The organism is Sphingomonas sp. AOB5, assembly GCF_029433115.1.
In the GTDB taxonomy this organism is placed as follows: domain Bacteria; phylum Pseudomonadota; class Alphaproteobacteria; order Sphingomonadales; family Sphingomonadaceae; genus Sphingomonas.
In genome coordinates this window covers 36,243-49,712 of record NZ_JARNTV010000009.1, presented here as the reverse complement: position 1 = coordinate 49,712, position 13,470 = coordinate 36,243, and the positions used below count along the sequence as shown (strand labels likewise).

11 protein-coding genes are annotated in these 13,470 nt (G+C 65.0%); 2 read left to right on the top strand and 9 right to left on the bottom strand.

All coding sequences use genetic code 11. The features are described from left to right. Positions 1-61: 61 nt before the first annotated feature. The 7 genes from P1X14_RS06205 to P1X14_RS06175 all read right to left on the bottom strand — a co-directional run bounded on the left by P1X14_RS06205 (position 62) and on the right by P1X14_RS06175 (position 9,797). Positions 62-841 carry an SDR family NAD(P)-dependent oxidoreductase gene (locus P1X14_RS06205; protein WP_277314451.1) on the bottom strand — a complete coding sequence of 260 codons (780 nt, stop codon included), beginning with the start codon at positions 839-841 and terminating at the stop codon, positions 62-64. After that, a complete protein-coding gene (locus tag P1X14_RS06200) occupies positions 838-1,596 on the bottom strand; it encodes an enoyl-CoA hydratase-related protein (RefSeq protein WP_277314450.1) in 759 nt (252 codons plus the stop codon). Before P1X14_RS06200 ends, P1X14_RS06205 begins: the two co-directional genes overlap by 4 nt. Before the next feature lie 16 nt (positions 1,597-1,612). Then, positions 1,613-2,884: an acetyl-CoA hydrolase/transferase C-terminal domain-containing protein gene (locus tag P1X14_RS06195; protein ID WP_277314449.1), complete on the bottom strand. Its 1,272-nt coding sequence runs from the start codon at positions 2,882-2,884 to the stop codon at positions 1,613-1,615. Then, on the bottom strand, positions 2,884-3,735 hold the full coding sequence (locus P1X14_RS06190) for a CoA ester lyase (RefSeq protein WP_277314448.1): 852 nt from the start codon (positions 3,733-3,735) through the stop codon (positions 2,884-2,886). Before P1X14_RS06190 ends, P1X14_RS06195 begins: the two co-directional genes overlap by 1 nt. Before the next feature lie 66 nt (positions 3,736-3,801). Beyond that, positions 3,802-6,327, bottom strand: coding sequence for a TonB-dependent receptor (locus tag P1X14_RS06185; protein WP_277314447.1), 2,526 nt, complete (start codon positions 6,325-6,327; stop codon positions 3,802-3,804). Between the two features lie 43 nt (positions 6,328-6,370). After that, positions 6,371-7,951, bottom strand: a complete 1,581-nt coding sequence (locus P1X14_RS06180; protein WP_277314446.1) for an AMP-binding protein — start codon at positions 7,949-7,951, stop codon at positions 6,371-6,373. Between the two features lie 211 nt (positions 7,952-8,162). Then, positions 8,163-9,797 carry a class I adenylate-forming enzyme family protein gene (locus tag P1X14_RS06175; RefSeq protein WP_277314445.1) on the bottom strand — a complete coding sequence of 545 codons (1,635 nt, stop codon included), beginning with the start codon at positions 9,795-9,797 and terminating at the stop codon, positions 8,163-8,165. Between the two features lie 102 nt (positions 9,798-9,899). Here P1X14_RS06175 and P1X14_RS06170 point away from each other — a divergent pair, with 102 nt between their 5' ends. Next, the gene (locus P1X14_RS06170) at positions 9,900-10,478 is read left to right on the top strand and encodes a nuclear transport factor 2 family protein (RefSeq protein WP_277314444.1); all 579 of its coding nucleotides are present in this window, start codon (positions 9,900-9,902) and stop codon (positions 10,476-10,478) included. Between the two features lie 32 nt (positions 10,479-10,510). Here P1X14_RS06170 and P1X14_RS06165 read toward each other — a convergent pair whose 3' ends face one another. Beyond that, the gene (locus P1X14_RS06165) at positions 10,511-11,695 is read right to left on the bottom strand and encodes a CoA transferase (protein ID WP_277314443.1); all 1,185 of its coding nucleotides are present in this window, start codon (positions 11,693-11,695) and stop codon (positions 10,511-10,513) included. A gap of 102 nt (positions 11,696-11,797) precedes the next feature. Between P1X14_RS06165 and P1X14_RS06160 the strand changes: the two genes are divergently transcribed. After that, on the top strand, positions 11,798-12,583 hold the full coding sequence (locus tag P1X14_RS06160) for an SDR family oxidoreductase (RefSeq protein WP_277314442.1): 786 nt from the start codon (positions 11,798-11,800) through the stop codon (positions 12,581-12,583). 16 nt (positions 12,584-12,599) lie between these two features. On the opposite strand, the gene P1X14_RS06155 is transcribed toward P1X14_RS06160, so the two are convergent. Further along, positions 12,600-13,457, bottom strand: coding sequence for a MaoC/PaaZ C-terminal domain-containing protein (locus P1X14_RS06155; protein WP_277314441.1), 858 nt, complete (start codon positions 13,455-13,457; stop codon positions 12,600-12,602). Positions 13,458-13,470: the final 13 nt, after the last annotated feature.

Genomic DNA, 13,470 nt, shown 5'->3' with positions numbered 1-13,470 from the left:
TTGATCCTACTGAGTATTTAAATCAGCTTGCAGAAGGGTGGGCCGCGGTCAAGCCCTCTCCTCATCCGCCGGCTTCGAAAAGACCGATCATCTTGTTGCTGGCGTAGCAGGCCGTAGTGGCGCCTCCATCGACGGCGAGAACCTGACCCGTGACGAAGCTGGCATCGTCGCTGCACAGGAATGCCGCCGCAGCCGCCACTTCCTCGGGCCTGCCAACCCGCTCCATCGGGGTGATCTCGACCACGGCGGCCTGGAACCGCCGGCTGTCCAGCCGTGCCGCGGTGGCAGGCGTGGCGATCACGCCGGGGGCGATTGCGTTGACGCGAACGCCGCGGCCCGAAAACTCGGTCGACAGCTGGCGCGTCAGCCCGATGATCCCCGCCTTGGCGGCGCTGTAGAGCGGCTGGATCCCATAGCCTTGCAGCCCAAGCGTGGAGGCGACGTTGACGATGATCCCGCGCGTTTCCAGCAGCGCCGGCATCGTTTCGCGGCACAGGCGGAAACAGGTGCGCAGATTGATTCCGATCCAGTGATCGAAGTCCGCATCGGTCGCCGCCAGCAGGCCCGGCGAGTCGCCTTGCCCCGCATTATTGACCAGAATATCGGGCTTGCCGAACGCATCGCTACAAGCCTCGAGAATGGCCGACGGCGCATCGTCGATCATCAGATCGATGCAGAAGGTGCGAAGACCCGCAGCTTCGGGCAACGCCGCAAGCATCGGGCCGTTACGGTCGACCGCGAGTACCGAAGCACCTTCGGTCAACAGTCGCTCTGCAATCGCCAGCCCAAGCCCCGACGCGGCGCCGGTGACGATCGCAGTCCGGCCCGACAGGCGCTTCATTCGCCGCTCCAGTCCGGCTTGCGCTTCTCGGCAAAGGCGCGCGGCCCTTCCAGAGCGTCGCGGCTGCGATAGACGCGCTCGAAGATATGGTGCGCCGCCATCAGCGCAGCGCTGCGGCCCATTTCGGTCGCGATCCGCATCGTTTCCTTGGCGGCGGTCACCGTGAGCGGCGCGCCGTCGGCGATGCGATCAGCCAGTTCCAATGCCTTTTCCAGCGCGCCGCCGGGCGGAGTCACATGGTTGACGAAGCCGACCTCATAGCCGCGCTGGGCACTGATCGGGTTGCCGGTCATCAGCAGCTCGAGCGCGATGCGTTGCGGGATCATATGCACCAGCGGCACTGCCCAGGGCATGCCGCGTCCGACCCGCGACTCCGTAATGGCGAAGCTGGCATTTTCGCTGGCCACGCACAGATCGCACATCTGGGCGAACAGCCAGCCGCCGGCATAGGCGATGCCGTTCACCGCGGCGATGACCGGCTTGGTGACCGTCAGCGTGTCGCCGAGAATCGGCAGGAAATCGCGCGGCGGCACGCCGGTGCCCATCGCCGCCGCTTCCTTCAGGTCCATGCCCGCGCAGAATGCGCGATCGCCCGCGCCGGTGAGCACCGCCGCGCGCAGGTTCGAAATCTCGAACCGGTCAAAGGCTTCGTACAGGCCTGCGCGAACCCCGGTGTTGATCGCGTTCATCGTGTCGGGGCGGTTGATGGTGATGATCGCGATCTGGCCGCGGATCTCGAACAATACGTCTGACACGTTTCTCTCCGTCGGTTCAGGCGCCGAACATTGCGCGCGCATCGGCAGCGAGCTGCTCGCGAAAATCGGGATGGGCGATGGCGATCATCGCGCGGGCGCGTTCGCGCAGCGACTTCGCGCGCAGCTCGGCCACGCCGAATTCGGTGATGATGACATCCACGTCGCTGCGCGCGGTGCTAACAGCTCCGCCGAGCCGGGAGACGACCTTGCTGATCTTGCCGTCCCCGGCCGTTGCCGAAAGCGCGATCATCGAACGCCCGCCGCGTGCCTTGTGCGCACCGCGAACATAATCGACCGCACCGCCGACTGCGCCGATATGCATGCCCGCCGCTTCCTCGGCATTCACCTGACCGGTCAGGTCGACCTCGATTGCGGAGTTGATCGAGACCAGACCCGGGATCGCCGCCAGCACGGCCGCGCCATGGGTATGATCCGTGCTGCGCATCTCGATCGCCGGATTGTCGTGCGCAAAACGGTAGAGCCGCTCGGTCCCGGCCATGGTTCCGGTGACGCTCACGCCCCGGTCGAATAGCTTATAGGCATTGGTCACCACGCCGCGTTCGATCAGGTCGATCACGCCGTCGCCGATCATGCCCGAATGCACGCCCAGATCCTTGTGATTGCCCAGCAGCGTCAGGATCGCATCGGGCACCGCACCGATCCCGACCTGCAGCACCGCACGATCCGGGATCAGTTCGGCGGCCAGTTCGGCAATGCGGCGCTCGGCGTCACCGATTCGGCCGGGGGGCACGGCCAGCACCGGGCGATCGGTCTCGACGATACAGGCCAGCCGCTCGGGATCGATACGATGCGGTCCGGAGGTACGCGGTGCCGATGCGTTGACTTCGCCGATCACCACGCGCGCATTCTCGACCGCAGCAACGATATAGTCCGAGGCGACCGAATAGGAGTATCGGCCATCGGCGTCGGGCGGCGAGAGCTGGACCATCGCGACGTCGCCCGGAATCCGCCGGTCGCGGATATAGTCGGCGACAGCCGAGATATGCGTCGGGATCACGTCGAGCACACCCGCCTTGGCGAGCCGCCGGTTGCCGGCAATGCCGCCGATCGCGCGCATGTCGATATGATCGGCATGATCGGGCTGGACCGTGTCCGAGAAACTGGCGCCGAGAAAGATCGAGAATCGGCCGCCGATCGACGACCGCTGTTCCATCAGCCGCGATGAGAGCGGCAGCGGCTCGCCCGCCACCTGGCCCCAGATCACTCCGTCGCCGGGGCGAACGAATTCCGCAAAGTCCAGCGCATCGAGCGGGATGTGCCGCGGCATCAGCCCGGTTCCCCCGCCGCCGCCAATATGGCCCGTGCGCGGATCACCATCGGCTGATCGATCATCCCGCCTTCGAAAGTGATGGTGCCACGCCCCTGCGCCGCACCATCGGCATAGGCCGCGAGCAACCGCCGGGCGCGATCGATCGCTTCCGGAGCGGGGGTGAAGAAGCGGCACGCATCGGCGGCCTGACGCGGATTGAGGCAGATCTTGCCATCGAAGCCCCAGCGGCGTGCGCGAGCGCAGTCCCGCTCGAATGCTTCGGCATCGTGGATATTGACGACGGCCTGATCGATCGCCCCGATCCCCGCAGCCTTGGCCGCGAGCAGGACACGCTGGCGCGCATACAGGACCTCGTCGCTTTCGGCCGTGCGTTCCATGCCCGCCTGCGCCGCGATATCTTCGGGTCCGAAATAGAGTGCCACGAGCCGCCCGGGCTCGCGGGTGAAGTCGCGAATGTCGAGGATACCGGTCAGCGACTCAACGCCGCCGACGACGATGATATCGGTCCGTGCCGCACGCCCGGCCTCGGCATCGATCCACGCCAGATCCGACGCCTTCTCGATCTTGGGAAGAACGATGCCATCGATCGGAGTCGCGAGTGCCGCTTGCAGATCGGCCTCTGCGCCCGGCGTTCCGATCGCATTGATGCGCACCAGCAACCGGCCGGACAGCGGCTTTGCCCGGATCATCGCGACATTGTCGGCCAGCGCCTCTCGCGCTGCCTGTTTGTGGTCCGGCGGGGTTCCATCCTCCAGGTCGATCACGAAATTGTCGGCCTGCACCCGTTCGAACTTGCCGAGCAGATCGGGGCGGTTACCGGGGGCGAAGAACAGATTGCGCCAGGACACGAGGAACTCCGGATAAAGAAAACGGGCGGGCGAAGGTCTTGCCTCCGCCCGCCCGGCTGGGGATCGTCAGAACTTGAAGCTCACCTGAGCCGCGATTTCGCGACCGCGCGCCACCGACGCGCGCTGCTCGCCCAACGTCAGCGGAACGCTGGCACCACCGGTGCGATCGCCCGCGAACAGCAGGTAATATTTGTTGGTGAGATTGCGTCCGACCAGCGCGAACTGCCACCGGCCCTGTTCATCGCCGAAGCGAACGCTGGCGTTGAACCGCCAGAAGGCCCGCTGCAGCGCCGCCGGCGAATAGGAGTCGCTGGCATAATAGCTCGAGCTGTAGAAGCCATCGCCGGTCAGCGTGATCTCCTTACCGCCGCCGGTCGGGAAATTGGCGTCGAAGCCGATATTCCCGCTCCAGTCGGGCGAACGCGCCGGCGCGCGGCCATCGAACACCTGCTGAAGCACTGCGGCGCCGGTCCCGGTCTGGAAACGCGTGCCGTTCGGGTTGAGCACGAACGAGCAGCCCGGAGGCGCCGCCGCGGTCAGCGCCTGGGCGACCGGAATGCTGTAGCCATAGCACTGACCGGTATAGCCCGAGATGCGGTTGTTCACATAAGCGAAGGCGCCGCGGATCTTCAGATTGGGCGTGACGCGGAAATCGCCTTCGATCTCGAAGCCGCGCTGGCGAACCAGGCCCGCATTGTTGATCTTGTAGCGGATCGCCGCGGCGTCATAGGTCGTGACCTGAAGATTCTTGAAGTCGTAATAGAATGCCGAAGCGGTCATGCGCACCCGGCGATTGAAGAACTCGCCTTTCGCGCCGATTTCACCGCCCGACACGGTTTCGGAATCGAAGTCGATATCGCCGAGCGTCGCGTTGGTCTGGATCGGGCTGGTGATGCCGAAGCCACCCGACTTGTAGCCGGTGCGATAGGACGCATAGATCGTCGTATCCGCCACCGGATGCCAGGACAGGGTGACTTCAGGCGAGAGATTGTCGTCCGAGAATTCGCCGGCAAGAATGCCCGGCGTCGGATCGCTCGATCCCGGGAACACCGTGGCCGAGGTGTTGAAGGCGCCCAGTGCGGAATTGATGCCGTACAGATTCTGGTTGCGGGTCGACTTCTTCTCGGAAGTCCAGCGCAGACCGCCCGACAGTTCGAGCGAAGGCACGATCTCCCAGCTCAGCTGGCCGAATGCCGAATAGGTGCGGCCGGTGAGATAGGCGAGCTTCTCATAGGTGTCGAAACGCCCGGTTGCCGACTGATAGCTGATGTCCGCGCGGAACACGGCATCGTTGTACAGATCATCGCGCGTGTCCTGATAATAGAGGCCGATCATGCCGTTGATCGGACCATCGAAGCTGGTCGCGAAACGCAGTTCCTGGCTGAAGCTGCGATACGAAGTGTCCTCGAGCACGATCAGGCCGCTGTCGTTGGTCTGGGTCAGGCCCGCAACGCTCTTGTACGAATGCTGCATGCGGCCGGTGATCGAGGTGATCGACACATTGCCGAGATCGAGTTGCATGTTGAGCGAGGCGATGTAAGCCGACTGGCGGCCGCGGGCACGACCATTATTCTCGCCGCGCGCGAGGGCCCCGGCCACGACCGGAACCAGATCGCCATAGCTGATCTGATTGTCAGCCTTGCAGTCGCCATAGGGATCGGGAACGCCGAACGAGCGCGGCTTTCCGTCCGAGCAGGGGCCGATATTCTGGGCATAGGCGCCCGCGCCCTGATCATGCCCGCGCGTGCCAAATACCTTGGCGGTGACGGTGAAATTGTCGGTCGGCTCGAACTGCAGCGTGATGCGGCCCATGATCTCGTCATCGCCCACACGCTCCGACTGGCGCCCGGGCAGGGTGCCCAGGGTCGCCGGCAGCGATGCGGGGAAGAACGGGTTCGGCGCACGCAGCGCATTGTTGTGGAGCCAGCCTTCCATCTTGCGATATTTGACCGCGACGCGGCCGCCCAGGCCTTCGGCGATCGGACCGGCGATATAGCCTTCGCCGGTGATTTCATCGGCCACGAATTCATAGGAGACACGACCGCCGACCTCGATCTGATCGGTCGGGCCCGCGGTGGTGATCGCGATCACGCCCGCCGGGCTGTTCTTGCCGAAGAACAGGGTCTGCGGCCCCTTCATCACTTCGACCTGCTGCACGTCGAAGAAGCCCAGCGACGAGACGCGGCCCGACGAGGACTGCACGCCGTCGATGGCCACCGACACCGCCTGTTCGAAACCCTGGTTGGTCGCAGGCGAGCTGATGCCGCGGATCGCGATCGAACCCGAACCGGTCGAACGCGTGCTGCTGACGATCACCGTCGGGGTCAGTTCGCCGATCTTGGTCAGATCGACCGCATTGTAGCGCGCGATATCCTCGCCACCCAGCGCGGTGACTGCCACCGGCGTCTCCATCAGGCGCTCGTTGCGGAGACGCGCGGTGACGACGATCTCGACTCCGGAGTCTTCCGGCTCGGCGCTCTGCGGCGCGGGTGCGGGCGCCGCTTCCTGCGCCTGAGCCGAGCCGGCCGCGAACATGCCGATGCATACCGATGTCAGCGCGGCGATCCGGATCGCCTTGATTTGTGTTTTCATGATCTCCCCTCTCCTTTTGTTATCTGCTTGTTGTTGTCTGTGATCACGCAGCCGCCTGCGCGGCGCTTGCTTCTTCACCGGCGATGCGGCGCAATTCCTCGCGGCGCAGCTTGCCGGTTGAAGTCATCGGGAATGCATCGACGAAGCGGACGAACCGAGGCCGTTTGTATCCGGCGAGCCGGTCGCGAAGATGCGCGTCGATCTCTGCCCGGGTGACTGCACCCGCCTGAACCGGCTGGATGAACGCGAAGCCAACCTCGCCCAGCCGCGGATCGGCGACGCCGACCACGACGGACTGGCGCACGCCATCGAGCTTCGCGATCGCCGCCTCGACTTCGGCCGGGCTGACCGTCGACCCGCCGACGCGGAACACGTCCTTCAGCCGCCCTCGGATCTGGAGATAGCCCTGATCGTCGAACGCACCGAGATCGCCGGTGTGGAACCAGCCATCGGCATCGATCGCCTGCGCGGTCGCTTCGGGATCGTCGAGATACCCGGCCATGACCAGATAGCCGCGGACGCGAACTTCGCCAGCCGCGCCAACCGCACAGCACTGCCCGGTCCCGGGATCGACGACCGCGATTTCGAAATCGCCGATCGGCTTGCCCTTGTTCTCACAGACCCGCATCAGATCGTCGCCGATCGGCGTCAGCGTGGTCGTGGAGGTGGTCTCGGTCATCCCGTAGATCGCCTGCAGCCCGCCCAGGCCAAGCTCGTCCACCGCGCGGCGGGCAAGCTCGGGGCTGATCGTGGCGCCGCCGATCCATGCCGTGCGCAGGCTCGACGTATCGAACCCGCCTTCGGCCACCGCATCGAGCAGGTCGACATAATGGGTCGGGATCCCACCGAACATGGTGATCCGCTCGCGCTCGATCAGCGCGGCGACCGATGCGGCGTCCCAGCTGCGAACCAAGGTGACGGAAGCGCCCGAGAGCAACGGCGGGATCAGCGCCGCGCAGAGACCCGCGACATGGTAGAGCGGCATGTGACCCAGGATCCGGTCGTCGCGGGTGATCGCGAAGGCGCGGACCATGTTGGTGCAGTTGCGCAGCATCGCATGGGTGTGAACCGCGCCCTTGGGAACGCCCGACGTGCCCGAAGTATAGACAACAACGACAGGATCATGGATTTCTACCGCCGCTTCCGCAGCCGCGAGCGCTTCGCGACCGGTCTCGGACTCATCCGGCAACAACAGCGTGGATGCCCCCACCGGATCGGGCACACGGATCGCGCATGACAGGTCGGGAAGCACGGACCCGCCGCAATGATCGCGACGCGAGGGATCGAATCCGGGTGCCGCATCGGCGATGCGCGCGGCGAAATCGGGGCCATCGGCGACCTCGCCCAGGATCAGCATCGCCGAGCGCGACCGGCGCAGCAGATCGACGATCTCGGACCCTGTATAGCGGGTCCCGATCGGGATGCAGACCGCACCGATCCGCGCACAGGCCAGTAAATACAGTGGAAATTCAGCGATACTGGGCAGCAGCAGGGCAATGCGCGAGCCTTGGCCCATGCCTCGCCCCAGCAGCACGCACGCCAGCACATCGACGGCCGCATCGGCTTGCGCGAAGCTGATTTCGCGAAGGCCACAGCGCAGGAACAGCCGATCCGCATCACGCACGGCCGCGTCCCTCAGCACTGCGCCGATCGTGTTGCCGTGAACCTGCAAAATCCTCTCCCACGCGTGACCGGGGCGATGTTGCGGGGCGTTTGCCGCCCTCAGCTTCATCGTTCGAAGTTGCTACCACAGAGTATGAAAGCGATCAAGTGATGTTCATACATGTGGACAAGCTATTCGCAATTATGGACGAATTACCCGATTCTGCGCCATCTCAAACAGCGCCGCTCTCCGTAACCAGCTGAGAAACGGCCTCTTTCGCTTGCAACGCCAGCACCGCGCGATCGATCTTCCCGGTGCTCAGCCGCGGCAGCTCGTCCAGCAGCAGCACGTGGCGCGGCACTTTATAGTCGGCCATGCGCGGACGGCAGAAGGCGATGATCTCCGCTTCGCTTGAGTCGCAGCCCGGTCGTCGCTCGACGAAAGCGAATGCGACCTCGGTCAACCGGCGGTCCGGCACGCCCACCACGACGGCGTTGCGCGCCGCGGGATGCTCGATCAGCACCGATTCCACCTCTGTCGGCGACACATTCGATCCGCCGACCTTGAGCATCTCCTTCAACCGGCCGGTCGGCTGGAGATAGCCGTTCGGATGCAGCACGCCGAGATCGCCGGTGCGCAACCAGCCATCCGCATCGATCGCAGCGGCCGTCGCGTCGGGATCGTTGTAATAGCCGTCCATCACCGTCGCGCCGCGGAACCGTATCTCGCCCGGCTCGCCCGCGGCCACCGACTCGCCGGTGGCGGGATCGACGATCGCCACTTCGCAATCCGCGACTACCGGTGCGATGTTGCGGCTGCACCATTCGGGCGGATCGCCCGGCAGGTTGAAGGTCGCGCAAACCGTGTTCTCGGTCAGCCCATAGGTTGACGGCAGCGTCCCGCAGTCCAGCGCCTGAACGATCCGGTCGAACACATCGCCCGCCACATTGGCGCCGCCCATATAGCAATAGCGCAGCGACGAGAGATCGCGCTGCCCCATCGCCGGATCATCGATCATATCGAGATAATGCGTCGGAATCCCGCCGATCACGGTCACCCGCTCGGCTTCGATCAGGCGCAGCGCGTCGCTGCCGGTCCATTGCGCGATCCCGACCATCGCCGCACCGCTCAGCAGGGTCGGCACCAGCAGGATGAACAGCCCGCCCGCATGATGCAGCGGCCAGTTCGCCAGCGATCGCTCGCCAGGCTTCAGCCCCTGTATTTCGGCAAGCCGGCGGCAATGGCGCAACACGCGATGACTGTGCACCACGCCCTTCGGCCTGCCCGTGCTGCCCGAAGTGAAACAGATCAACAGGGAATCCGATTCCACGACTTCGGGAAAGATTGCCGGTCCACCCGATGTCGCCGCGGCGTAATCCGCGAGCGCAACCACCGCGCGCGCCGGATGCGCTTCGGTCATCACGATGCGGCGCAGATCTGGCAGCGCCTCCAGCGTCAGCTTGACGTCTTGCGCGACCGCCAGATCCGGACTGATCGCACACAGGGTTTCGAACGCATCGGTGCGCCACATCCGCGGCTGCGCGAACAGCAGCGAGACACCGGCATGCGTCAGGACATGCCGGACCTCCTCGCCCTGATATCGCGTGTTCACCGGCACCGCGATCGCCCCGATCCGGGCCACCGCACAGAAGATCGTCAGCCAGGCCGCGCTGGTCGGCAGCCAGATGCCGACCCGGTCACCCTTGCAAACTCCGTCGCGCAGCATCGCAGCCGCCAGAGCATCACTATCGCGCTTGAGCGTCGCATAGTCGGTCGCCTTGCCGTCCGCGATGAAAGCCGGCTCGGCGCCATGCGCCGCTGCCGTTGCATCAATCGCAGCGCCGAGTGTCGTTTCCAGCCCTGCCATTTACAGATACTCCGGCGTGATTTGTACTGATATGGAGACTATATTTTCACGATAATGGATATTAGGCAGTCCGTTCATCGGAACAGGACGGGAGAGAATGCCATGGCGAGCGCCGCACCCACCGGAATCGATCTGCTGCTTGCCCGTGCCGAGATCCACGACCGGATTCTCGCCTGGACCCGCGGTGTTGACCGGCTCGACTGGACGCTTGCCGCCAGCGCCTTCCATCCGGGGGCGATCGACGATCACGGCATCTATGTCGGCCCGGTCGATGGGCTGATCGAAGCGCTGAAGGCCCGCCATCGCGGGATCGAGATGTCGATACACATGATCGGCAACGTCTTCATCGAATTCGCCGATGCGGAGACCGCCGCGGCCGAGAGCTATTGCCTGGTGTGGCAACGCTATTCGACCGAGGATCGGGTGGCGCGCGCGGTAATTTCGGGCGGCACCGACACGTCCGACCTGCCGATCGATATGATCATGTCCGCCCGCTACGTCGATCGCTTCGGCTATCGCGAGGGGGCCTGGAAGATCGATCGCCGCACGACGGTGTTCGAACGCGCGATGCGATTCGACGTGCCCGAGGACGCGCCGAAGAATGCACCGACCTGGACGACCGGCCAGCGCAGCCCGGCCGACGCGCTGATGCAACTGCGCCGGGAAATCGGCCTTAGCTGATATCGAAGCGGAGGCGTGGACCGGCATGGCCGTCAAACCACGAGCTTGTCCTGCGCGGCTTCGATCGCGCGCACTTCGGCGCGGATCTCGTCGCTATGCTCGCCAAGCCGCGGCGCGGGGCGCGGCGATGCCGGCTGGGTCTCGCTCCACCGGCTCGGAATCCGCATGCCGCGGATGCGCCCCTCGCTGGGATGATCGACTTCCTCGAAAAAGCCGGTCGCGACGAGGTGCGGATCTTGCAGGATCGAATGGAGATCGTGCAGCGGCATCACCGGGATGTCGGCCTTTTCCAGCAGATCCATCCATTCCGCGGTCGTCTTGGTCAGGAAAATCTGGCCCAACTCGCGATAGATGTCGCGGATATGCACGGTGCGGGTGCCGTGATTGCGATAGCGCGGATCGGTCTCGGCATCATCGCGGCCGAGCAGTTCGAAGAAGGTCTTCCAATGCTTGTCGTTGTAGATCAGCGCGCAGATATAGCCGTCGCTGGTCCGTTGCGGCGTGCGGTCCTGCGCAAGCAGCCGCGCATAGCCGCCCTCGTCGAGCGGCGGATCGAAGGTAAGTCCCGCAAGGTGATCGCCGAGCACCATCGAGACCATCGTCTCGAACATCGGCACGTCGACCTGCTGTCCCTGCCCCGTCCGGTCCCGATGCCGCAGCGCCGCCAGGATGCAGTTTACCGCGTGGATGCCGACCACGCGATCGGCAATGGCCAGCGGCATATAGCGCGGCGCCTGATCGCCGCCGGTCATCATGAACAGCGACGCCGCCGCCGACGCACCCTGGATCAGATCGTCATAGGCCGGCTTTCCCGAATAGGGGCCACCCTCCGCATAGCCGAACACACCGGCATAGATGATCGCCGGATTGGCGGCCGCGACCTCGGCATAGGAAAGGCCCAGCCGGGCCATCGCCTGCGGCCGGACATTGTACAGCAGCACGTCGCAGGTGCGCGCGATCCGCAGCAGCTCCGCCTTGTCGCCCGGCGCCTTCAGGTCGAGCACGATGCTGCGCTTGCCGCGATTGGCGGTGAGGAAGAGGCCCGACATTCCCGGGTTCCGCGCCTTCCCGATTTGCCGGACGATATCGCCATCGGGCGATTCGACCTTGATCACATCGGCGCCCATCTCGGCGAGTAGCTGGCTGGCATAGGGACCCATCAGCACCGATGTGAGATCCAGGACCCGTACGCCCTCCAATGGACCCGTAACCGTCACCCTCTGCCCCTCGATAGTTCATTGATATGAATTCAATATGCATATATCTGTACAACGTGCAACAGCGGTTGACCCCGCGATCCATTCGGGAGAGGCAAATTCATGACTGACACGAGTGCCGGCGCGCGCGCCGATTTTCCGGAAGGAGTCGCCATCGTCATCGGCGGCAGCGGCGGTATCGGCGCCGCGGTCTGCCGCAAGCTGGCCGAAAGCGGCAGCGACGTCGCGATCACCTATCGCAGCAACCGCGCACCCGCCGAGGAAGCAGGCGCGGCAGTCACAGCGCTGGGCCGCAAGCTCCACCTTGCGTCGCTCGACATCACCGATACCGACGCGACCAACGCCTATTTCGATGCCGTCCAGGCCGAGTTCGGGCGCATCCACACCATCGTCGTTGCGACCGGCGCCAATATGCGCATGGGCTATGTCGCGGAAATCGGCGTTCAGGAATTCCAGGATACGATCCGGAACGACCTGTTCAGTTTCTTCAACGTCGTCCACGCTGCGATTCCCGTGCTACGCGCAGGCGGGGGGGGCGCGATCGTCGCGCTCAGCTCGGCAGCGATGGTCCATTTCTCGCCCAAGGACATCCTGTCCATCGGGCCCAAGGGCGGGATCGAATCGCTGGTGCGTGCCGTCGCGCGCGAGGAAGGCCGGTTCGGCATCCGTGCCAACTCGGTCGCGCTGGGCGTGATCGATGGCGGGCTGATGGATCGGCTGTGGGACGGCCTCAGCCCCGAGTTCGAAAAGAAGATGAAGGCGGGCAACGCGCTGAAGCGCATGGGCAGCGTGGACGAAGCCGCCGATGCCGTGGTGTTCCTCGCCTCGGCCCGCTCGTCCTACATCACCGGACAGCGGCTGGTGCTCGACGGGGGCTATTCGATCTGAGAAAGGCGCGCCCGCCTCAACGCAGGCGGGCGCGGCCGTTCTGGAGCACGATCACATCGCGCTCCGCCACGCGCGAGCGGAACTGCACCGCATCGCCATCGCGATAGATCTCGGTCACGATCGTCTCGCCGGGATAGACCGGCGACGAGAAGCGCACGCCGATCGATGCCATCCGCGCGGGATCATGATCGCAGCACGCCTGCAGCACCGCATGACAGGCCACGCCATAGGTAGCGAGGCCATGCAGGATCGGCCGCGGAAAGCCTGCCTTTGCCGCGATGCCCGGATCGGCGTGGAGCGGATTATAGTCACCGCTCAACCGGTAGATCAGCGCGGCCTGGGGCAGCGTCTGGAGGCTGATAACGGCATCGGGCGTGCGATCCGGAATCGGCGGGGGCGGTGGCGGCGCGACCGCCGTCCCGCCAAAGCCGCCATCGCCGCGGCAGAAGGTCATATTGTCCATCGAAGCGAGATGGTCGCCGGTCGCCTTGTCGAACACGTCGCGCCGCGACAGCACGATCGCGCCCTTGCCCTCGCCCTTGTCGAAGATGTCGACGACGCGGGTCTTGCCGATCACCGTGCCTTCGACGGGAAGCGGCCGGTGCAGCACAACATCCTGCTCGCCATGGACCACTTTGACCCAGTCGATCCCGGTATCCAGCTCGCGGATCCAGAAGCCGGCATAGGCCAGCATCACGCCCCAGGTCGGCACCGCCTGCAGCCCGTCCTCATAGACGAACTTCAGCTGCCGCGCGTCCATCGGATCGGCCCCGAAGCCGAGGCCCAGCGCATAGAGCATCGTATCGCGCCGGGTGAAGCTCTGCTCCACATCGGGGATCTCGATCTTCATCAGCCGGTCGTAATCGATCGCCATCGCTGCGCTCCGC

Bases quoted from the DNA above. Each gene is read 5' to 3' on its own strand.
- P1X14_RS06205 (WP_277314451.1), bottom strand. From the start codon at position 841: ATGAAGCGCCTGTCGGGCCGGACTGCGATCGTCACCGGCGCCGCGTCG.
- P1X14_RS06195 (WP_277314449.1), bottom strand. From the start codon at position 2,884: ATGCCGCGGCACATCCCGCTCGATGCGCTGGACTTTGCGGAATTCGTT.
- P1X14_RS06185 (WP_277314447.1), bottom strand. From the start codon at position 6,327: ATGAAAACACAAATCAAGGCGATCCGGATCGCCGCGCTGACATCGGTA.
- P1X14_RS06175 (WP_277314445.1), bottom strand. From the start codon at position 9,797: ATGGCAGGGCTGGAAACGACACTCGGCGCTGCGATTGATGCAACGGCA.
- P1X14_RS06170 (WP_277314444.1), top strand. From the start codon at position 9,900: ATGGCGAGCGCCGCACCCACCGGAATCGATCTGCTGCTTGCCCGTGCC.
- P1X14_RS06160 (WP_277314442.1), top strand. From the start codon at position 11,798: ATGACTGACACGAGTGCCGGCGCGCGCGCCGATTTTCCGGAAGGAGTC.
- P1X14_RS06155 (WP_277314441.1), bottom strand. From the start codon at position 13,457: ATGGCGATCGATTACGACCGGCTGATGAAGATCGAGATCCCCGATGTG.